We start from the raw sequence: 18,906 nt of genomic DNA, 5'->3' as shown, positions 1-18,906 counted from the left end.
GTAAGGTGCTGCCCCGGGCCTCCCCGCCGGCGCCCCCCCGGGCCCCCCCCCCCCGGCGGGGGGGGGCGGGGCCCCCCGGCGCCCGGGGGTCGGGGGGGGGCACGGGGAGCCGGGGCGACGGGGAGCCGGACCGTACATGTCCGGCTGTCCCGGCTCAGCCGAACTGGCCGACCTGGTAGCTGCCGGCGGGCTGCTGGTTGATGACGTTGATGCGGTTGTAACTGTTGATGACGGCGATGAGGGAGATCAGCGCCACGAGCTGGTCCTCGTCGTAGTGCTTGGCGGCGTCCGCCCAGGCATCGTCCGTGACCCCACCGGCCGCGTCCGCGATCCGGGTGCCCTGCTCGGCCAGCTCCAGCGCGGCGCGCTCGGCCTCGGTGAAGACGGTCGCCTCCCGCCAGGCCGCGATCAGGTTGAGCCGCACCGAGGTCTCGCCCGCGTGGGCCGCCTCCTTGGTGTGCATGTCGGTGCAGAAGCCGCAGCCGTTGATCTGGCTGGCGCGGATTTCCACCAGATGCTGCACGGTGAGCGGCAGCGTCGAGTCCGACAGCGCCTTACTGGCCGAATAGAGGTGCTTCATCACCTTGGTCGCCAGTGCATTGCCGTAGTAGTCGAGACGAGAATCCATGAGATCTCCCAGTCGAGGTGCAGATACACACCACTGACCGGCCGACCCGGCGAAGTGTGACACCCCGGAGACCGTCAGCCTTCGAAGAAGGTGACCGTCTCGTCGAGCGGTGCCCGGCCCGTACGAGGGTGACTCACCGTGACGTCCTCGAAACCTATCGACATGCCACAGAAGAGAATGAGCTCGTCCGGGGGTGACAGGACCTCCGCGACGGTCCGGTGAAACTTCGCCCAGGCCATCTGGGTGCAGCTGTGCAGCCCCTCGGCGCGCAACAGCAGCATGACGCTCTGCAGATACATTCCGACGTCGGACCACTGGGGCCGGCCCAGGTCCCGGTCGATGTAGCAGAACAGGGCGGCAGGGGCACCGAAGCAGTCCCAGTTCGCGGCCGCGGCCCGCTGGCGCGCCTCCACGTCCTCGCGCGGAATGCCGAGCGAGCCGTAGCGCTGCTCGCCGAAGGCGGACCGCCGCTCGCGGTACGGGGACTTCAGTGCGTACGGGTACTGCTGGTACTCCGGCTCGTCCCACGGATCGCCCGCGGCCAGGTGCTCACCGGCGCGCTTCTTGATCTCGGCGAGTGGCCGGCCGGTCACCACGTAGGCGTGCCAGGGCTGGAGGTTCGAACCGGACGGCGCCCAGGCCGCGGCGGACAGCACACGCTCCAGCACCTCTTTGGGGACCTGCCGATCGGTGAATCCACGCACCGCACGCCGGCTGGTGACCGCCTCGTAGACGTCCAAGACCGTCCGCCTCCTTGTCTGCTTGTCGTGTCGACCCATTGACCGGCGGAGATCGGAAAATGTGACAGGGGGCCCTGCATGTCAGGGGGCGGCAGCCGCGTCAGGGCCGTGGGGATCAGCGGAACCGGGCTCATCGGCCCCCGGCGGTCGCTCCTCGGCCTGTATGAACCCGTGGCTACGCTCGACTTTCGCCACATGAAGCGTGTAGCTCCGGTACCACTCTGCCTGCCCGCGCTGTTGCGCCGCGCGGTGCTCGGCGTCGCGCCGCCACCGCGTGAGGGCGTCGGCGTCGCGGAAGTACCCGACGGTGATGGACAGCCCACCGGGAGTGTGCGCCTGGTCCATCCCGAGGAACCCGGGGACGTCCTTCACCAGGTCCTCCATACGTGCGGCGGTCTCGCTGTAGCCGCTCTGGTCCTCGGTTCGCACCGCAGTGAACACAGCCACGTAGTAGGGGGGTTCATAGGCCTCGACGGGCATGACAGGCGCTTCGGCGTGATCGCTCATGGCGCCACATTAGGGCAGGACGTACCCGCCGATCCGGCGTCCGTTCCGCGCGGCTGCCTGCCGGTGGGCTCCGGCAGATGCCCGGGGTCCCGCGGGTAGCCGAGATCGGATCGACATAGGGTACATATCGGACAGTAATCTTCGAGGGAAGGTGCATGCCATGAAGTTCGCAGTCATCGGCGGAACCGGACTGATCGGGTCACGAGTCGTGGCGAACCTCGACGCGGCCGGGCACGAGGCCGCGCCGTACTCCCTGTCCACGGGCGTGGACGTCCTCACCGGTCAGGGGCTGGAGGAAGCCGTCGCGGGCGCCGACGTCGTCGTCAACCTGACGAATTCCCCGACCTTCGACGACGCCTCGCTCGCCTTCTTCCAGACCTCGATGGACAACCTTCTCGGCATGAGCGAGAAGGCCGGGGTCGGGCACTTCGTCATCCTTTCGATCGTCGGCGCGGACCGCGTGCCCGATCTGGACTACTACCGGGCGAAGGTGCTTCAGGAAGACCTTCTCAAGGCCGGGCCGATCCCCTACTCCATCGTCCGGGCCACGCAGTTCATGGAGTTCATGGACGCGACCCTGGCCATGACCGCCGACGGCGACACCGTCCGTCTGCCGCCCACGCCGATCCAGCCGATCGCCGCCGCGGATGTAGCCGCCGCCGTCGCCGATGTCGCCGCAGGAAGGCCTCTGAACGGCGTCCTCAACGTGGCGGGCCCGGACGTCTACCCGCTCGACGAACTCGGCCGGCTCACCCTGTCGGCCAAGGGCGACAGCCGTTCCGTCGTCACCGACGAAACCGCCGGCCTGTTCGCCGCCGCCCACGGCGACGTCCTCACCGCCCCGGAGGGTGCCCGGATCGCCCCCACCCGCTACACCGACTGGCTCTCCTGAACCAGCGTCCCTCCGGGCCACCGTCAGGACCAGGTCCTCGCTGTGCTCCATGCCCTTCTCCTTCCGGTCAGTACTGCGCGTCGTGGGGCACGTCGAGACCGAGGCCGAGCCGGATCCGGCCCGCCAGGCGCTGGGTGCGGCGCCGGTCGAGGGTGATGTGGTTGCGCATCACCTGGGTGTTGCGGCAGATCAGGTCGAGCGGGGTGCCGTCGCGCTGGATGCTCGCGCCGGCCGCCTGCACGATCACGTCCACCGCGTGGAAGGCCTCGGTGGCGCTGCCCGTCACGGACAGGTTGAGCAGGGCCAGTTCCTCGTGCGAGGGGTCGGCCGAGCCACGGCCGTAGAGCCGCTCGGTCCGCTGCACGGCGTCGTCGAGCATGAGCCGTGCGATGTGGGCCGCCTGCGTCGCCTCGCCGTACGCCGCGTGGGTCTCGGCCTCCGCCAGGATCGGCCCGCTGCCGGGGCGGACGCGCTTGGCGACCGCCTCCGGGAACAGCTCCAGCGCGGCTTCGGCGGTGCCCACCGCGACCGCGCCGTGGATGATCGCGAGGATGCGGTACATCGGGTACTGGAGCAGTTCGCAGGACGGGTACAGGGCCACGCCGTCGTTGTCGCGCGAGGCGTACCGGAGGAAGTCGGCGGCCCGGTGCGACGGGATGAAGGCGTCCTTGAGCTCGAAGTCGTTGGAGCCGGTCGCCTTCATGCCCGGGACCTGCCAGGTGTGGACGACGGCGCCCTCGTCGACGCGGGCGACGATCGCGAGCGGCCCCTCGGGACCCGCGGCGGAGACGATCGCCCAGTTGAGTGCATGATCCCGGAGGCGAACCGCCAGCGGCCGGTGACCCGGTAGCCGCCCTCGACGGGCTCCGCGGTACCGGGCGGGGCGGCGGCCGCGGCCGCGAGGCCCGGCCCGCCGTCGGCGAAGATCTCCTCCTGTGCCCGGGCGTTGAGCCTGGTCAGCAGCCAGTTGTGCGAGATGAGGAAGGCGCCGACCCAGCCGGCCGAGGCGTCGCCGCGCGCCAGTGTCTGCACGAGGTCGACGAAGGTGCCGAACCCGATCGCGGCGCCGCCGGTCTCCGGCGGACGCATCGCGGTGAAGAAGCCGGCGTCGCGGAACGCGTCGATCACAGGGTCCGTGAGCCTGCCGATCCGCTCGGCCTCGACCGCCTGCTCACGCAGCATCGGGACGAGTTTCTCGGCGGCGGCCAGCAGATCGGCCGCGGGCGCGGCGGTCAGGGTGTCAGTCATGGAATGTCCTTCTGCGGTGGTCACGGGAGGGTTCCGACGCCTCAGCCGACGCTGGGCAGTCCGCCGGCGAACGTCGGGTCCACGGTGCGACCGAGCGCGTCCCGCCCGGTGAGCTCGGCCAGCGGGTCGAACCGGATGGCGCCGTGGGACGCGAGGACCCGCACATCGCGGTGGTAGCGCTGGACCGGGTTGGAGAGGACCGCGGCCGACGATCCCAGTGCCGTCTCGGCGTCGGCGATCGCCTCGGTCGACAGCCGGATCGAGAAGACCAGGTCCATGTGGAGCCGGGTCGCCTCCACCGGGGTGGCGTCGAGCCCTTCGGCGCTGATCCGGTCGATGCCGTCCGCGATGCGCTCGACGACGGCCCGCGCCGCGTCGACGCGGGTGAGAGCCGCTTGCCGGCCGCCGCGGCGGCCCGTAAGCCCTTCCGTCTGGCAGAAGCCGCCTTGCTCACCGTGCCCGCCCCTCAGGACCCTGAGTGCAACCACGGCACGCGGGGCGACGGCGCCCCGCTCTCAGGGACGGGAACGCCATGCCGCACATCACCGCTTTTGCCAGGAACCAGTGGTACGTCGCCGCCTACAGTCACGAGGTAGGGCGCGAGTTGTTCGGGCGGACGATCCTCGGCGAGCCCCTCGTGTTCTACCGGGCGGAGGAGGACGGTGCGCCCGTCGCCCTCAGCGACCGCTGCGTGCACCGGCGTTACCCGCTGTCGGAGAGCGGGCTCGACGGCGACCGGATCGTGTGCGGGTACCACGGGTTCACCTACGACCGCACCGGCGCGTGCGTGTACGTGCCGGGGCAGAAACGCATCCCGCGCACCGCCCGGGTCGCCTCCTACCCCGTGGTCGAGCAGGACTCACTGGTGTGGGTGTGGGTCGGCGACCCGGCGCTCGCCGACCCGCAGGCGATACCGCGGGCCCGCCACCTCGACGCCCCCGGCTGGACGACCGTCCGGGGCATGGAGCCGATCGACGCCGACTACGGCCTCCTCGTCGACAACCTCCTCGACCTCTCCCACGAGACCTATCTGCACGGCGGCTACATAGGCACCCCCGAGGTCGCCGAGACCCCCATCACCACCGAGGTCGACGAGGGAGCCGGGATCGTGCGGGTCAGCCGGCACATGGACGACGCCGAGTGCCCGCCGTTCTACGCCCGTTCGACCGGGATCGCGGGGCGCATCACGCGCTGGCAGGACATCGAGTACCACGCGCCGTGCCTGTACCTGCTGCACAGCCGGATCGCGCCGGTCGGCGTCCTGCCGGAGCCCGACGGCAGCGACCCGAACGGCTTCCACACCGAGATCACCTACGCGATCACCCCGTCCGCGGACGGCAAGGTGTACGACTTCTGGATGGTCTCCCGGGACTGGGCGACCGACGACGCCGAGGTCACCGAGTTCCTGCGGAGCAACAACCACACGGTGGTGATGCAGGACGTGGACGCCCTCAACCTCCTCCAGAGGACGCTGGGTTCGGAGCGGGCCGGCTACCAGGAACTCAGCATCAACATCGACACCGGCGGCCTCGCCGCCCGCCGTATCCTCGCCCGGCTGGTCGAGGAGGGCGACAAGCCCGTGGAGAAGGTCCTGTGAGCGCACCGACCGGTGAGACCGGTGAGATCTACCGCATCGACTGGCTGCCGGGCACCGACGTCCTGCACGGCACCTGTCACTGCGGCGCCGAGCACACCGCCCAGGACCCGGTCGCGATGTGGGAGTGGATGCTCGGCCACCCCGAAGGCCACCAGCCCCCGGAGAGCACCGCATGAACACGTACGAAGCCGAGCTGGTCGTGGCGGAGAGGGTGCCGGCGGCCGATGGGGTCGTCGTCCTCACCCTTCGGCACCCTCTCGGCGAGGAGCTGCCGGGCTGGGATCCCGGGGCGCACGTCGATGTCGTGCTCGGGCCGGAGTTGGAGCGGCAGTACTCGCTCTGCGGGGACCCCGGGGACCGCTCCGGCTGGCGGGTGGCGGTGCTCAGGGAACCCGACGGGCGGGGTGGATCGGCCTATGTCCACGAGCAGTTGGGCGTCGGCGACAAGGTGCGGGTGCGCGGGCCGCGCAACCACTTCCGGCTCGAATCCGCACCCCGCTACCGGTTCGTCGCGGGCGGCATCGGTATCACCCCGATCCTGCCGATGCTCGCCGCCGCCGAGGCCGCGGGCGCCGAGTGGACGCTGCTGTACGGCGGACGGACCCGTCGGTCCATGGCGTTCACCGGCGAGTTGGCGCGGTTCGGGGACGGGCGGGTCACCGTCGCCCCGCAGGACGAGGCCGGGCTGCTGGACCTGGCCGGCGTCCTCGACGACGTCCCGGACGGCACCCTCGTGTACTGCTGCGGTCCGGGGCCGTTGCTGGACGCGGTGGAGGAGCGCTGCCCGGCCGGGGTGCTGCGGGTCGAGCGGTTCCAGCCCAAGGAGCAACAGGCGGGCGAGGAGCGGGAGTTCGAGGTCGTCCTCGCACAGAGCGGTCGTACCCTCACGGTCGCGCCCGGCGTCTCCGTGCTCGACACCGTCCGGGCCGCCGGGGTCGAGGTGCTCTACTCCTGCACCGAGGGCACCTGCGGGACGTGCGAGACGGATGTCCTGGAGGGCGAGCCGGACCACCGGGACTCGGTGCTCACCGAGGAGGAGCGGGCGGCCGGGGAGACCATGCTCATCTGCGTGTCGCGGTGCCGAGGGGCGCGTCTGGTGCTCGATCTGTGATCCGCAGGCCCGCCTCGATCCGCGCCACCGCCGCCAGCAGGTGCGGCAGCAGATCGCGGCGGGCCGCCACGGCGGACGTCCGGCCGGAGTGGATCGCGAGGGTCGCTCCGGCCATCACCCGGCCGCTCCGGTCCCGTACCGGGGCGGCCAGCGTGCTGACGCCGGCCTCGGGATCGCCTTCCAGCAGGACGCAGCCCTGATGCCTCGCCACCTCGCCCTGAGATAAGCCCGGTTGGGGCTCGTCGGCCAGCAACACCCGCCCCGCCGCCGTCCCGTACGCCGGGAGGCGTGCTCCCACCGCGATCGTCGCCGCCATCACCCGCCGGGGCCGGGCGGCGGCGACCGGTACGACGGCGTCGCCGTCCAGCAGGCACAGCGCCGCCGACTCCCCGGCCTGCTCGGCGAGTCGCTCCAGATGCGGCTGCGCGAGGTTCGGCAGGTCCAGGCCGGAGAGGTAGGCGTAGCCGAGTTCCAGGACGCGCGGGGTGAGGCGGAAGCGGCGGCCGTCCGAATGGACGTAGCCCAGGTCGGCGAGGGTGAGCAGCAGACGGCGGGCGGCGGCGCGGGTCAGGTCGCAGGCGCGGGCCACCTCGCTGAGCGTGCGTGCCGGATGTTCGGCGTCGAAGGCCCGGATGACGGCCAGGCCACGCTCGAAGGACCTGACGAAATGCGGTGCGCGGGCATCCCTCGACATCGTCGCCTCCCGGTCCGGCACGGTCCGACACTGTCCGACTTTCGGTCCGACACGGAGAACACGGTGAGAGCGCGGTTCGATAACTGTCAACAATTTTGTCAGCTAAACCCATTGACCGGGTTGTACGGCCGGTTCTACCTTCCCGCTGAGCACCAACCGAGCACCAGTGTGCGCACAGCGCACAGCCTGTCGGAACACCGTTGTCTGCACAGGAGGAGCCATGCGTCGTCTGCTTGCCGGTCTCGCGACCGGCACCTTCCTGCTCGCCACGGCGGCCTGCGGCTCCTCCGGGGGTTCGTCGTCCACCTCAACCTCGTCGGGCGGCACCACCACCGTCAAGGTGGGGATCATCCCCATCGTCGACGTGGCCCCCCTCTACCTCGGTCAGAAGGAGGGCTTCTTCAGCAAGCGCGGCCTGAAACTGTCGATGACACTCGCCCAGGGCGGCGCGGCCATCGTGCCCGGTGTGACGAGTGGTCAGTTCCAGTTCGGCTTCAGCAACATGACCTCGCTGATGATCGCGCAGTCCAGCAACGTGCCGGTGCAGGCGATCGCCAACGGCGTGGCCTCGACGGGTGTGGCGGGCAAGGACTTCGGCGGGCTCGTCGTGAAGAAGGGCAGCAGCATCACGTCGCCGAAGCAGCTGGAGGGCAAGAAGGTCGCCGTCAACACGCTGAAGAACATCAACGAGACCGCCGTACGCGAGTCCGTGCGCAAGGCCGGCGGCGACCCGGACAAGGTGCAGTTCGTCGAGCTCACCTTCGACCAGATGCCGGCCGCCCTCGACAAGGGCCAGATCGACGCCGCGATGGCGGTCGAACCGGCCCTGGCGACCATGAAGCTCCAGGGCGCCACCGAGATCGCCTCACCGCTCGTCGACGTGGCGGCGAACCTGACCGTCGCCATGTACTTCACCTCGACGTCGTACGCGCAGAGGAACCCAGGCGTCGTGACGAAGTTCCAGGCGGCCGTCGCGGAGTCGCTGTCCTACGCGGACGCGCACCCTGACGAGGTCCGGCAGATCGTCACCACCTACACCAAGACCCCGGCGGACGTCCTGGCCAAGGTGACCCTGCCCAAGTGGCCCGCCGAAGCGAACCGTTCCTCGATCGAGACGCTGGAGAAGCTCAGCGAGCAGGACGGCCTCTTCAAGACCGCGCCCGACCTGGACAAGCTCCTGCCGTGAAAACCGTGAAGGGTCTGAACACCGCACTCGGTGCGGCCGGGCTCGCGGCCTTCCTCGCCCTCGGCGAGGCGGTGCCGCGGCTCGGCCTGGTCAAGGCGGACTACTTCCCGCCGACCAGCCGGATCGCCCGCGCCCTCGGCACCGAACTCGCCGACAAGGCCTTCTGGTCGGCGCTCGGCGACACCCTCACCGGCTGGGCGGTGGGCCTGGCCGTGGCGGTCGGTGCCGGCATCGTGGCCGGGGTGGTCGTCTCGGTCGTCCCGCACCTGCGCGAGGCCACCGCCTCCACGATCGAGTTCCTCCGCCCGATCCCCTCGGTCGCCCTGATCCCGCTCGCGATCCTCCTCTACGGCACCGAACTCCGCTCGGTCCTCCTGCTCGTCGTCTACGCCTCCTTCTGGCAGGTACTGATCCAGGTGATGTACGGCGTCCAGGACGTCGACCCGGTCGCCGAGGAGACGGCACGGTCGTACGGACTCGGCACCTGGGCCCGGGTCCGCCACGTGCTGTGGCCGACCGCGCTGCCGTACGTCATGACCGGCGTCCGGCTGGCCGCCGCGGTCGCGCTGATCCTCACCATCACGGCCGAACTGGTCATCGGCGCACCGGGGTTGGGGCAGCAGATCGCGGTCGCGCAGGCCTCGCAGGCGGTGCCGGACATGTACGCCCTGATCGTGGTGACCGGGCTGCTGGGGCTGGTCATCAACGTGGGCGCCCGGTCGGTGGAGCGGCGGGCGCTGGCCTGGCACCAGTCGGTGCGCGGGGAGGTGGCGGTGTGAGGGCCGTACTGCTGAGGGTGGGGTACGTCCTCGCCCTGCCCGCCGTCCTGGTCGCGCTGTGGTGGCTGGCCTCCGACGGCAGCACGAACGTCTACTGGCCGCCGCTGCGCACGATCCTGAAGACCTTCCCGGACGTGTGGACCGGTCAGCGGCTCCACGACGACCTGCTGCGCAGTGTGCTGCGGCTGCTCGCCGGATACGCGTCGGCTGCCGTCCTGGGCGTGGCCCTGGGCACGGTCATCGGCTCGTACCGGCGGGTGCGGGCGGTGTGCGAACCGGTCCTCGAGTTCCTGCGGGCGGTGCCGCCGCCCGTCCTGGTCCCGGTCATCATGCTGTTCGCGGGCATCGGCGACGTCATGAAGATCGTGGTGATCGCGAGCGGCTGCGTCTGGCCGATCCTGCTCAACACGGTCGAGGGCGTACGGGCTGTCGACCCGGTGATGGCGGAGACGGCCCGCTCCTACGGCATCACCGGCCCGGCCCGGCTGCGTACGCTGGTACTGCGTTCGGCGAGTCCGCAGATCTTCGCGGGCCTGCGGCAGGCGCTGTCGATCGGGATCATCCTGATGGTCATCAGCGAGATGTCCGCTGCCAGCAACGGGCTCGGTTACACCATCGTGCAGTTCCAGCGCAGCTTCGCGATCCCCGACATGTGGACCGGGATCCTGCTGCTGGGTCTGCTCGGCTTCGCGCTGTCGGTGGTCTTCCAGGTGGTCGAGCGGCGGATGCTCGGCTGGTACCACGGGCTGCGCGCGACAACCCGGCGGTCCTGAATGAACCTCGCGAAGGGGCGGTCCATGCTCGACGTACGCGGCTTGCGGAAGGTCTACGACGGATCCGGCCGCCGCATCGAGGCGGTGCGGGACCTCACCTTCACTGTGGAGGCGGGCGAACTCGTCTGTCTGGTCGGCCCGTCGGGCTGCGGCAAGACCACCTTGCTGAAGTGCATGGGCGGCCTGCTCACCCCGACGGGAGGTGAAGTCCTCCTGGAGGGACAGAAGGTGACCGGGCCGCCGCCCGGGATGGCGTTCGTCTTCCAGGAGTACGGGCGCAGCCTGTTCCCCTGGATGCGGGTCGCCGAGAACGTCGAACTCCCGCTGAAGCAGAAGCACCTGCCGCGCGAGCGGCGGAAGGAGCTCGTCGCCGACGCGCTCGGCTCGGTCGGTCTCGCGGACGCCGCCGGCGCCTACCCGTGGCAGCTCTCCGGCGGTATGCAGCAACGGGTGGCGATCGCCCGCGCCCTCGCCTACGAGCCCCAGGTCCTGCTCATGGACGAGCCGTTCGCCGCCGTCGACGCCCAGACCCGGGCCGATCTGGAGGATCTGGTCCGGGGCCTGTGGCGGGAGCGCGGCATCACGATCCTGTTCGTCACGCACGACATCGACGAGGCGGTCTACCTGGGCCAGCGGGTGATCGTCCTGTCCGCCTCCCCCACCGTCGTCCAGGAGCAGCTGAAGGTCGATCTGCCGGACGAGCGCGACCAGTTGCACACGCGGGTCGCCCCGCGCTTCGCCGAACTGCGGACCCACGTCTACGAGCAGATCCAGGCGGCGAAGCGCGGGGGGACCGTTGCCGGTCCCCCCAGGAAGAGCGCGACTTGAGATACGCCTCCACCTCAGTCAACTTCCCGTGATGCGTCACGGTATTGCACAGCAAACGTCACTGGCGGTGACGCGTTGCTTGCGTCCAGCCCCGCGGAGCGGAGCAGAGGTGGCTGACGGCACCCCGCACCTACACGGTCAACGCCCCGTACAACCGGGTCCACCGGTGAATCCGGAGTTGTGCCTTCAGGGGCTCCCGTGTGGGACCACCAACCTACCGCACACATAGGGGAGCCGGTCAACTACACAGCGCTATCTATACCGGAGGTGACGTCCTGCGAGCCGGTGGCGGTCGCCGGGCGGCCCTTGGCGAGGTTGCGGTTGGGGTCCGGGTCGGGGTTGCCCTGCCCGGGTGTCGGCCAGGTGGAGCAGTCCGACCAGGTGCCGGCCCAGCCGGAGTTGCCGCCGCCGGAGACGAACTCGAAGGCGCTGTACGGGCTGTTGCTGATCGTGGTGTTGGTGATGTTGACGGTGGCGTTGATGGCGCTGTCGTAGGAGTCGACGCGCAGCGCGCCCACCGGATGGTTCCAGTTGGGGTTCATCGCGCCCGTGCGCACGAGCGTGTTGCCGTCGACCGTGATGGTGCCGGACAGCGGGGAGAACGGGTCGAGGAACTTCTGGTTGGAGATGGCGATTCCGCTGCCGAGGGCGTTGGTGTCGGAGATCAGGTTGTTCTTCACCGAGATGTCGGTGCCGCCGTAGATCGCGATGCCGTTGGCCAGGTTCGGCTGGGAGATGGTGTTGTTCGCGAAGCTGGAATTGGAGTCGGCCGAGTTCAGGGACCACATGTCGAGGGAGTCGTCGCCTTGGTTCCGCAGGAAGTTGTTGCGGACCTGGACGCCGTGGGCGTTGCCGTTGAGGTTGAGGCCGTCGGCGGTGGTGTCGAGGATGCGGTTGTTCTCGACGACCAGGTTGTCGTTGTTGCCCGTCAGCCAGAACCCGCACTTGAGGTGCTGGATCCACATGCCGGAGACCGAACTGTTCGGCCCGAGCGAGCCGTTGACGAAGTTGTCCGGGTTGGAGTCGACGCGCTCGGTGACCTCGCCGATGACCGCGAAGTTGTTGATGTGGACGTTGCCGGAGGAGCTGGACTGGTCGATGAACCGGGAGGTGTGCACGACCGAGTACCAGCTGCCGGCGCCAAGAAGGGTCACGTTCTGCACCCCGCTGAGCGAGGACGTCAGCCTGTAGTCGCCCGGCGGGATCCACACCGTCCCGCCCTGGGCGGCGGAGATGGCGTCGCGGAAGGCCTGGGTGGAGTCGCCGTTGCCGCTGGGGTCGGCGCCCTTGGAGACGACGGAGACCGATCCGGCGGGCTGTGCGGCGGCCCCGGCGACCTGCTCGAAGTCGGCCACGTCGACGGTGACCTGGGTGCCGGTGGACTCGAAGGCGACCTTGTCGCCCGCCTGGATGTTCTGGCCGAGCAGCAGCCTGGCGTTGTCGAAGAAGTGGTGCTGCTTGGCGCCCGCGATCCAACTGGTGTCGACGTAGGAGTACTTCGACGTGACGGCGAGGGTCTTCGCCAGCTTGACGCCGTTGACGTACACGTTCAGGGCCCCGGTCTGGCCGTCGGGGAAGCTGTAGGAGAGGTTCACGGCGTTGGACGCCTGGGGTGCGGTGAACTCGACCCGCTGCCCGGAGGCCAGCCGTACGGCCTGGCGTCCGGATGCCTCGGAGGCGAGGGTGCCCTGCGTGTAGTCCGGGCCGATCTTCGTGCCGGTGGTGGTCGCCGACTCCGCCTCGACCGAGGTGAAGGGGAGGCCCGCGCCCGCGGCCGCGTGGGCGGCGGGCGCGACGGCGACGAGCATGCCCGCGGCGAGCGCTACGGCGGCGCGACGACTGGCATGCTCCTGACAGCTCTGCCTGTGGTGCTCTGCATGTGCTGATCCCTTCGAGGTGGGGGACGGGGATAGCGAGAGCGGCACCGGCGGCTCAGTCGGTCAACCAGGCCGCCGTGTCCTGCGGCAGCCGACCGGCGTCGTCCAACGGGCCGCTGCTGAGCAGGAGTCGGGAGTGGGCGGGGAGTTCGACGGGGGTCATCCCGAGGTTGACCACGCACGTCACGCCCTCGGCACGGGTGAAGGCGAGGATGCCCTCGGGGGCGGGCAGCCAGGTCAGCGGGCCGTCGCCGAAGCGCGGGCGCAGGGCGACGGCACGGCGGTAGAGGGCGAGCACGGAGTCCGCGTCCTCCTGCTGCCGGTCGACCGCGTACGACTCCCAGCCGGCCGGCTGCGGCAGCCACGGCTCCTCGCGCGAGCCGAATCCGGCGTACGGCGCCCCGGCCGCCCAGGGCAGCGGCACCCGGCAGCCGTCCCGGCCGGGGTCGGTGCCGCCGGACCGGAAGTACATCGGGTCCTGGATGCGGTCGACGGGGATCTCGGCCTCGGGCAGCCCCAGCTCCTCGCCCTGGTAGATGTACACCGCGCCGGGCAGGGCCAGGGAGAGCAGGGCGGCCGCGCGGGCCCGGCGCGTCCCGAGGGCGAGATCCGTCGGGACGCCGAAGGCCTTGGCCGCGAAGTCGAAGCCGGTGTCCTCGCGGCCGTACCGGGTGGCCGTACGGGTCACGTCGTGGTTGCACAGCACCCAGGTGGCGGGGGCGCCGACCGGGGCGTGCTCGGCGAGGGTGGTGTCGATCGAGTTCCGCAGCCGGGCCGCGTCCCAGGGGCAGGACAGGAACGAGAAGTTGAAGGCGGTGTGCAGTTCGTCGGGGCGCAGGTAGCGGGCGAAGCGTTCGGCGTCGGGGAGCCAGACCTCGCCGACGAAGACACCGTCGTAGAGGTCGGCGACCGCGCGCCAGGAGCGGTAGATGCCGTGGAGTTCGTCGCGGTCCACGAAGGGGTGGGGGTGCGGGTGCGAGGCCAGGTCGGGCAGGTCCGGGTCCTTGGCGAGCAGGGCGGCCGAGTCGATGCGGACGCCCGCGACGCCCCGCTCGAACCAGAAGCGCAGGATGTCCTCGTGCTCCTGGTGGACGGCCGGGTGCGCCCAGTTGAGGTCGGGCTGTTCGGGGGTGAAGAGGTGGAGGTACCACTCGCCGTCGGGCAGCCGGGTCCACACCGGTTCGGTGGAGCCGACGAACTGCGACGGCCAGTCGTTGGGCGGGAGGTCGCCGTTCGGGCCGCGGCCGGGCCGGAAGTGGAACAGCTCGCGCTCCGGGCTGCCGGGCCCGGCGGCCAACGCGGCCTGGAACCACGGGTGCTGGTCGGAGACATGGTTGGGGACGATGTCGACGATCGTCCGGATGCCCAGCTCCCGGGCCTCCGAGATGAGTTTCTCGGCCTCGGCGAGGGTGCCGAAGGCCGGGTCGATCGCCCGGTAGTCGGCGACGTCGTAACCGCCGTCCTTCATGGGCGACGGGTACCAGGGGCTGAACCACAGTGCGTCCACGCCGAGTTCGGCGAGGTACGGCAGCTTGGCGCGGACGCCCGCCAGGTCGCCGGTGCCGTCGCCGTCGTTGTCGGCGAAGCTGCGGACGTACACCTGGTAGATGACGGCCGAACGCCACCAGTCGTGGTCCTTCGGGGCATGGCTGGGCTGTCCCACTGTGCGAACCTTTCTGTCGGAGGAAGGGCCGTCAGCCCTTGGTGCTGCCCGCGCTGATCCCGGCGATGATGTGCCGCTGGAAGACGAGGAACAGCGCGACCATCGGGATGCTGGCGATCACCATCGCGGCGATGAGCACGGTGAGCTGGATGTTCTGCGACAGCTGGACCAAGGCCACGCTGATGGGCTGCTTGTCGGTGTCGGAGAAGACCATCAGCGGCCACAGGAAGTCCTGCCAGACCGCGACCAGGGCGAAGATCGACACCACCCCGAGGACCGGACGGGACATGGGCAGGACCACGGACCAGAGGATGCGCAGCTTTCCGGCGCCGTCGATCTCGGCGGCCTCCAGCACGTCGCGGGGCAGCTGGTCGAAGAACCGCTTGAGGAGATAGAGGTTGAAGGCGTTGGCGACCGCGGGCAGCCAGATGCCGAGCGGGTCGTTGAGCAGGCTGGTGTGGATGAAGGGGAGATCGGCGGCGGTCAGGTACTTGGGTACGACCAGGGCCTGGGCCGGGACCATCAGGGTGGCCAGGATGCCGCCGAGGATCACCTTCCCGAAGGCCGGTTTGAGTTTGGACAGGGCGTAGGCGGCGGCCGTGCAGAACACCAGCTGGAAGGCCCAGGCGCCGGCGGCCTGCACCACCGTGTTCCACAGGTGCTCCGGGAGCTGCATCAGGTCCCAGGCGTCGGTGTAGCCGGACAGGTGCCAGTGCTTGGGGACGAGGGTGGGCGGGGTCTGGGCGACCTCGTCCGGTGACTTCATCGCCCCGGTCACCATCCAGTACACGGGGAAGAGGAAGGCGAGCGCGAAGAGGACGACGACACCGGTGAAGACGGTCCAGTAGACCGCCCTGCCGCGCGGGCGGGCCAGCGTCGCCGGCGAGATCAGGGTGCGGGTGGCGCTGCTCATCCGTCCTCCCCGGAGCGGGTCAGCCGCAGGTACCCGGCCGAGAAGATGCCGAGCAGCACCAGGAGCATCACGCTGAGCGCGCAGGCGCCGCCGAAGTCGTTGTAGAGGAACGCGTACTTGTAGATCAGGTAGAGCACGGTGACCGTGGCGTTCTCGGGGCCGCCCCCCGTGATGACGAACGGTTCGGTGAACACCTGCATGGTGGCGATGATCTGAAGCAACATCAGCATGAGGATGACGAACCGGGTCTGAGGGATCGTCACGTGCCGGATGCGCTGGAGCAGGTTGGCGCCGTCGAGCTCGGCGGCCTCGTAGAGCTCGCCGGGGATGGGCTGGAGGGCGGCCAGGTAGATCAGGACGGTGCCGCCCATGTTGGCCCAGGTGGCCACGATCACCAGGGAGATGAGCGCGGTGCCGGTGCCGTTGGTCCAGTTCGAGGTGGGCAGGTGCAGGAAGCGCAGGGTCTCGTTGGCGAGGCCGGCTCCCGGGTCGTAGAACCACTTCCACAGCAGGGCGCTGACCACCGGCGGGATCATCACCGGGAGGTAGACCACGACCCGGAAGAACGACTTCGCGTGTCGCAGTTCGTTCAGGACCAGGGCGAGCACGAACGGGATCGCGAAGCCGATCAGCAGGGCCAGCAGCGTGAAGGTCAGGGTGTTGCGCCAGGCCGCCGAGAACTCGGGATCGTGCAGGACCCGGGTGAAGTTGGCGGTGCCGACCCACTCGGCGGACGAGCCGGGCGTGTACTTCTGGAAGGAGATCACGACCGCGCGGATCGCCGGGTACCAGGAGAACAGGGCGAAGCAGATCAGTCCGCCGAGCAGGAAGCCGTAGGCGCGGGCCTGGTCGGTGATCCGGCGCCGCCTCCGGTCCCCTGCCGGGGGCGGCGCCGGGGCCTGTCGGGCGCCGACCGCCGCCGGGGCAGGTCGGTGCTCGGCCGTCTTGGTCATCGTGGTCAGCCCCGGGCCAGGATGCCGTCGATCTTGTCGTTGGCGTCCTTGAGGAGCTGGTCGATGTCGGCGTCCTTCTTGGTGAGGACGGCGGAGACGGTGCCGTCGAGGACGGAGTAGATCTGCTGGGCGTCCGGCGGCTCGATCTTCATCTGCAGGGACTGGTTGCCGTCCAGGAACGCCTGGTAGTTCTCCACCGGCACGTTGGCGTTGGCCTTCTTGACCGCCTGGTCCTTGGCGTCGGCGGCGCCGGTGAACAGGCGAGGCTCGGGCAGGCCGACGGGCGCGTTGTTCTTCTTGGCGCGGGCGTAGTCGCCGAGGAAGCCGTCACCGGGGGTGAGGAACATGGAGTCGAGCCACTTGAGGCCGGCGCGGATCTGGGCCGGGGTGTCCTTCTTGTTGAACATGTAGCCGTCGCCGCCGATGAGGGTGCCCTTGCCGCCGGGCATCGGGCCGAGGGCGAGGTCCTTGTAGTTGCCGCCCTTCTCCTTGACCAGGATCGGGATGTTGTCCGGCGCGGAGAGGTACATGCCGAGCTTGCCCGAACCCATCATCTGCTGCACGTCGTTGATGATGAGGAGCTGCTTGCTGCCCATCGAGTTGTCGGTCCAGCGCATGTCGTGCAGGTTCTGCAGGACCGCGTGGCCCTCGGGGGTGTCGACGGTCGCCGACTTGCCGTCGGCCGACACCACGTCGCCGCCCTGCGAGTACATCTCCGCGGTGAAGTGCCAGCCGCCCTGGTTCTGGGCGCTGTAGTCGGCGTATCCGACGGTCCCGCTGCCGAGCGCGGCGATCTTCTTGGCGTCGGCGCGGACCTCGTCCCAGGTGGTCGGCGGCTGGTCGGGGTCGAGGCCGGCCTGCTGGAAGAGCTTGCGGTTGTAGATCAGGCCCATCGAGTAGCCGGTGCGCGGGATGCCGTAGACCTTGCCGTCGACGGTGTAGATGTCCCGCAGCTGCTTCTGGATGGTGTCGTAGCTCTTGAGCTCCTTGAGGTACGGCGTGAGATCGGCCGCCTGGTTGATGTCCACGACGTGCTTGGCGTCGGTGAAGTAGGTGTAGAAGACGTCTTCCATCTGGCCGCCGGCCAGCTTGGCGTCGAAGGTCTTCGGGTCCTGGCAGGGGAACGCGTCGTGCGCGACGACGTCGATGTCCGGGTTCTTCTTCTCGAAGCCGGCGATGTCCTGGTCGAAGAACGACCGGTCGACCTTGGCGCTCTTCGGCGGCTCGCAGTTGACGGTGATGCGCGTCTTGCCGCTCCCCGCGTCGTCGCCGCTCGACCCGCAGGCCGAGGCGGAGAGTGCGAGCGAGGAACAGACGCCGAACGCGACGAGAGCACGGCGGAACCCGGTGCTGGACATCGGTGGACCCCCCAGAACAGGAGCAGTTGGGCGCCGCACCGGGACCGGTGGGCGCCGCACACTCAAGCACCGGCAGCACCGCCGCGCAAGATGTCACGCAGAATCTGTAATTATTCGACAGCAGATTGGATCTGCTACGCCTCAGGCTTTCGGCGCTTGCGCGGTCGACCCCCTGACAACCAGCTCCGGCTCGAACAGCAGCTCCTCCGCCGGCACGACCGTGCCGCCGATCTGAGCGTTCAGGAGTTCGACGGCGGCCCGGCCCATGGCTTCGATCGGCTGGCGGACGGTGGTGAGCGGGGGTTCGGTGCAGTTCATGAACGCGGAGTCGTCGTAGCCGACGACCGAGACGCGGGCCGGGACCTCGAGCCCCTTGCGGCGGGCCGCGCGGACGGCACCCAGGGCGAGGGGGTCGCTGGCGCAGATGATGCCGGTGACACCCCGGTCGATGAGCCGGGACGCGGCCGCGTGACCGCCCTCGATGGAGAAGATCGCGCGGGCCACGAACTCGTCGGGCACGTCGCCGATCGCCCGCGCGGCGGCCAGTTTCCGGGCCGAGGGGACGTGGTCGCCGGGGCCGAGGACCAGGCCGATGCGCTCGTGCCCCAACGAGGCCAGGTGCCGCCAGGCCTGCTCCACGGCCACCGCGTCGTCGCAGGACACGCCAGGGAAGCCGAGGTGCTCTATGGCCGCGTTGACCAGCACCACCGGGATGTTGCGGTCGGCGAGCAGCCGGTAGTGGTCGTGCGGCGCCTCGGCCTGGGCGTAGAGCCCGCCGGCGAACACCACGCCGGACACCTGCTGTTGCAGCAGCAACTCCACGTAGTCCGCCTCGGAGACCCCGCCCTTGGTCTGCGTGCACAGCACCGGCGTGAGGCCGAGCTGGGCCAGGGCGCCGCCGATGACCTCGGCGAACGCCGGGAAGATGGGGTTCTGCAGCTCGGGCAGGACCAGACCGACGAGCCGGGCGCGTTCACCGCGCAGCTGGGTCGGGCGCTCGTAGCCGAGCACGTCGAGGGCCGACAGCACCGCCTGCCGGGTCGCCTCGGACACCCCCGGCTTGCCGTTGAGCACCCGGCTGACCGTGGCCTCGCTTACCCCGACCTTTTTGGCCACTTCCGCAAGTCGTCGCGTCATGCCCGCAAGACTAGCGCAAGTT

Annotated in this window: 21 protein-coding genes; 8 read left to right on the top strand and 13 right to left on the bottom strand. The window is 69.9% G+C overall.

Annotated elements, in window-relative coordinates; translation table 11 throughout:
- Positions 1-154: 154 nt before the first annotated feature.
- From ACFWPS_RS41580 to ACFWPS_RS41570, 3 genes are all read right to left on the bottom strand, one after another.
- Complete coding sequence (locus ACFWPS_RS41580; protein ID WP_383715817.1) at positions 155-628, bottom strand: carboxymuconolactone decarboxylase family protein; 474 nt, start codon at positions 626-628, stop codon at positions 155-157.
- Positions 629-702: 74 nt separating this feature from the next.
- Positions 703-1,368: a nitroreductase gene (locus ACFWPS_RS41575; RefSeq protein ID WP_383715814.1), complete on the bottom strand. Its 666-nt coding sequence runs from the start codon at positions 1,366-1,368 to the stop codon at positions 703-705.
- An 81-nt stretch (positions 1,369-1,449) separates the two neighbouring features.
- Positions 1,450-1,875: an antibiotic biosynthesis monooxygenase family protein gene (locus tag ACFWPS_RS41570; protein WP_383715812.1), complete on the bottom strand. Its 426-nt coding sequence runs from the start codon at positions 1,873-1,875 to the stop codon at positions 1,450-1,452.
- Positions 1,876-2,035: 160 nt separating this feature from the next.
- On the opposite strand from ACFWPS_RS41570, the gene ACFWPS_RS41565 reads away from it, so the two are divergent.
- Positions 2,036-2,767: an SDR family oxidoreductase gene (locus tag ACFWPS_RS41565; protein ID WP_383715809.1), complete on the top strand. Its 732-nt coding sequence runs from the start codon at positions 2,036-2,038 to the stop codon at positions 2,765-2,767.
- Between the two features lie 67 nt (positions 2,768-2,834).
- On the opposite strand, the gene ACFWPS_RS41560 is transcribed toward ACFWPS_RS41565, so the two are convergent.
- From ACFWPS_RS41560 to ACFWPS_RS41550, 3 genes are read right to left on the bottom strand one after another with little or no spacing between them, the layout of a single operon-like run.
- Entirely contained in the window at positions 2,835-3,470 is a 636-nt protein-coding gene (locus tag ACFWPS_RS41560) for a hypothetical protein (RefSeq protein WP_383715806.1), read from the bottom strand.
- Positions 3,467-4,015 (bottom strand): hypothetical protein, encoded by a 549-nt coding sequence (locus tag ACFWPS_RS41555; protein WP_383715805.1) that lies wholly within the window; start codon positions 4,013-4,015, stop codon positions 3,467-3,469. Before ACFWPS_RS41555 ends, ACFWPS_RS41560 begins: the two co-directional genes overlap by 4 nt.
- Positions 4,016-4,056: 41 nt before the next feature.
- Complete coding sequence (locus ACFWPS_RS41550; RefSeq protein WP_383715802.1) at positions 4,057-4,503, bottom strand: hypothetical protein; 447 nt, start codon at positions 4,501-4,503, stop codon at positions 4,057-4,059.
- Between the two features lie 44 nt (positions 4,504-4,547).
- Between ACFWPS_RS41550 and ACFWPS_RS41545 the strand changes: the two genes are divergently transcribed.
- From ACFWPS_RS41545 to ACFWPS_RS41535, 3 genes are read left to right on the top strand one after another with little or no spacing between them, the layout of a single operon-like run.
- A complete protein-coding gene (locus ACFWPS_RS41545; RefSeq protein WP_383715800.1) occupies positions 4,548-5,612 on the top strand; it encodes a Rieske 2Fe-2S domain-containing protein in 1,065 nt (354 codons plus the stop codon).
- Entirely contained in the window at positions 5,609-5,788 is a 180-nt protein-coding gene (locus tag ACFWPS_RS41540; RefSeq protein ID WP_383715797.1) for a hypothetical protein, read from the top strand. The genes ACFWPS_RS41545 and ACFWPS_RS41540 overlap by 4 nt, the downstream gene beginning before the upstream one ends.
- On the top strand, positions 5,785-6,723 hold the full coding sequence (locus ACFWPS_RS41535; RefSeq protein WP_383715794.1) for a PDR/VanB family oxidoreductase: 939 nt from the start codon (positions 5,785-5,787) through the stop codon (positions 6,721-6,723). Before ACFWPS_RS41540 ends, ACFWPS_RS41535 begins: the two co-directional genes overlap by 4 nt.
- On the opposite strand, the gene ACFWPS_RS41530 is transcribed toward ACFWPS_RS41535, so the two are convergent.
- A complete protein-coding gene (locus ACFWPS_RS41530; protein ID WP_383715791.1) occupies positions 6,674-7,417 on the bottom strand; it encodes a helix-turn-helix domain-containing protein in 744 nt (247 codons plus the stop codon). The two genes, ACFWPS_RS41535 and ACFWPS_RS41530, sit on opposite strands and share 50 nt — an antisense overlap.
- 220 nt (positions 7,418-7,637) lie before the next feature.
- Between ACFWPS_RS41530 and ACFWPS_RS41525 the strand changes: the two genes are divergently transcribed.
- Genes ACFWPS_RS41525 through ACFWPS_RS41510 form a run of 4 tightly spaced genes read left to right on the top strand, consistent with a single transcriptional unit; the run spans position 7,638 to position 10,983 of the window.
- Entirely contained in the window at positions 7,638-8,603 is a 966-nt protein-coding gene (locus ACFWPS_RS41525; protein WP_383715788.1) for an ABC transporter substrate-binding protein, read from the top strand.
- A 5-nt stretch (positions 8,604-8,608) separates the two neighbouring features.
- Entirely contained in the window at positions 8,609-9,382 is a 774-nt protein-coding gene (locus tag ACFWPS_RS41520; protein WP_383715850.1) for an ABC transporter permease, read from the top strand.
- Positions 9,379-10,155, top strand: a complete 777-nt coding sequence (locus ACFWPS_RS41515; RefSeq protein ID WP_383715786.1) for an ABC transporter permease — start codon at positions 9,379-9,381, stop codon at positions 10,153-10,155. Before ACFWPS_RS41520 ends, ACFWPS_RS41515 begins: the two co-directional genes overlap by 4 nt.
- A gap of 24 nt (positions 10,156-10,179) precedes the next feature.
- Entirely contained in the window at positions 10,180-10,983 is an 804-nt protein-coding gene (locus tag ACFWPS_RS41510; protein ID WP_383715783.1) for an ABC transporter ATP-binding protein, read from the top strand.
- A gap of 242 nt (positions 10,984-11,225) precedes the next feature.
- On the opposite strand, the gene ACFWPS_RS41505 is transcribed toward ACFWPS_RS41510, so the two are convergent.
- The 6 genes from ACFWPS_RS41505 to ACFWPS_RS41480 form a co-directional block, all read right to left on the bottom strand.
- On the bottom strand, positions 11,226-12,791 hold the full coding sequence (locus ACFWPS_RS41505) for a glycosyl hydrolase family 28-related protein (protein ID WP_383715780.1): 1,566 nt from the start codon (positions 12,789-12,791) through the stop codon (positions 11,226-11,228).
- Positions 12,792-12,915: 124 nt separating this feature from the next.
- Positions 12,916-14,523: a glycoside hydrolase family 13 protein gene (locus ACFWPS_RS41500; protein WP_383715777.1), complete on the bottom strand. Its 1,608-nt coding sequence runs from the start codon at positions 14,521-14,523 to the stop codon at positions 12,916-12,918.
- Positions 14,524-14,554: 31 nt separating this feature from the next.
- A complete protein-coding gene (locus tag ACFWPS_RS41495) occupies positions 14,555-15,436 on the bottom strand; it encodes a carbohydrate ABC transporter permease (RefSeq protein WP_383715775.1) in 882 nt (293 codons plus the stop codon).
- Entirely contained in the window at positions 15,433-16,389 is a 957-nt protein-coding gene (locus ACFWPS_RS41490) for a carbohydrate ABC transporter permease (protein WP_383715772.1), read from the bottom strand. The genes ACFWPS_RS41495 and ACFWPS_RS41490 overlap by 4 nt, the downstream gene beginning before the upstream one ends.
- A 5-nt stretch (positions 16,390-16,394) precedes the next feature.
- Positions 16,395-17,747: an ABC transporter substrate-binding protein gene (locus ACFWPS_RS41485; RefSeq protein ID WP_383715769.1), complete on the bottom strand. Its 1,353-nt coding sequence runs from the start codon at positions 17,745-17,747 to the stop codon at positions 16,395-16,397.
- Positions 17,748-17,888: 141 nt separating this feature from the next.
- Positions 17,889-18,884, bottom strand: a complete 996-nt coding sequence (locus ACFWPS_RS41480) for a LacI family DNA-binding transcriptional regulator (RefSeq protein ID WP_383715766.1) — start codon at positions 18,882-18,884, stop codon at positions 17,889-17,891.
- Positions 18,885-18,906 lie beyond the last annotated feature (22 nt).

The sequence above is a fragment of the Streptomyces sp. NPDC058457 genome (genome assembly GCF_042720695.1).
Classification (GTDB): Bacteria; Actinomycetota; Actinomycetes; order Streptomycetales; family Streptomycetaceae; genus Streptomyces.
This window is presented reverse-complemented; position numbering and strand designations above follow the sequence as displayed.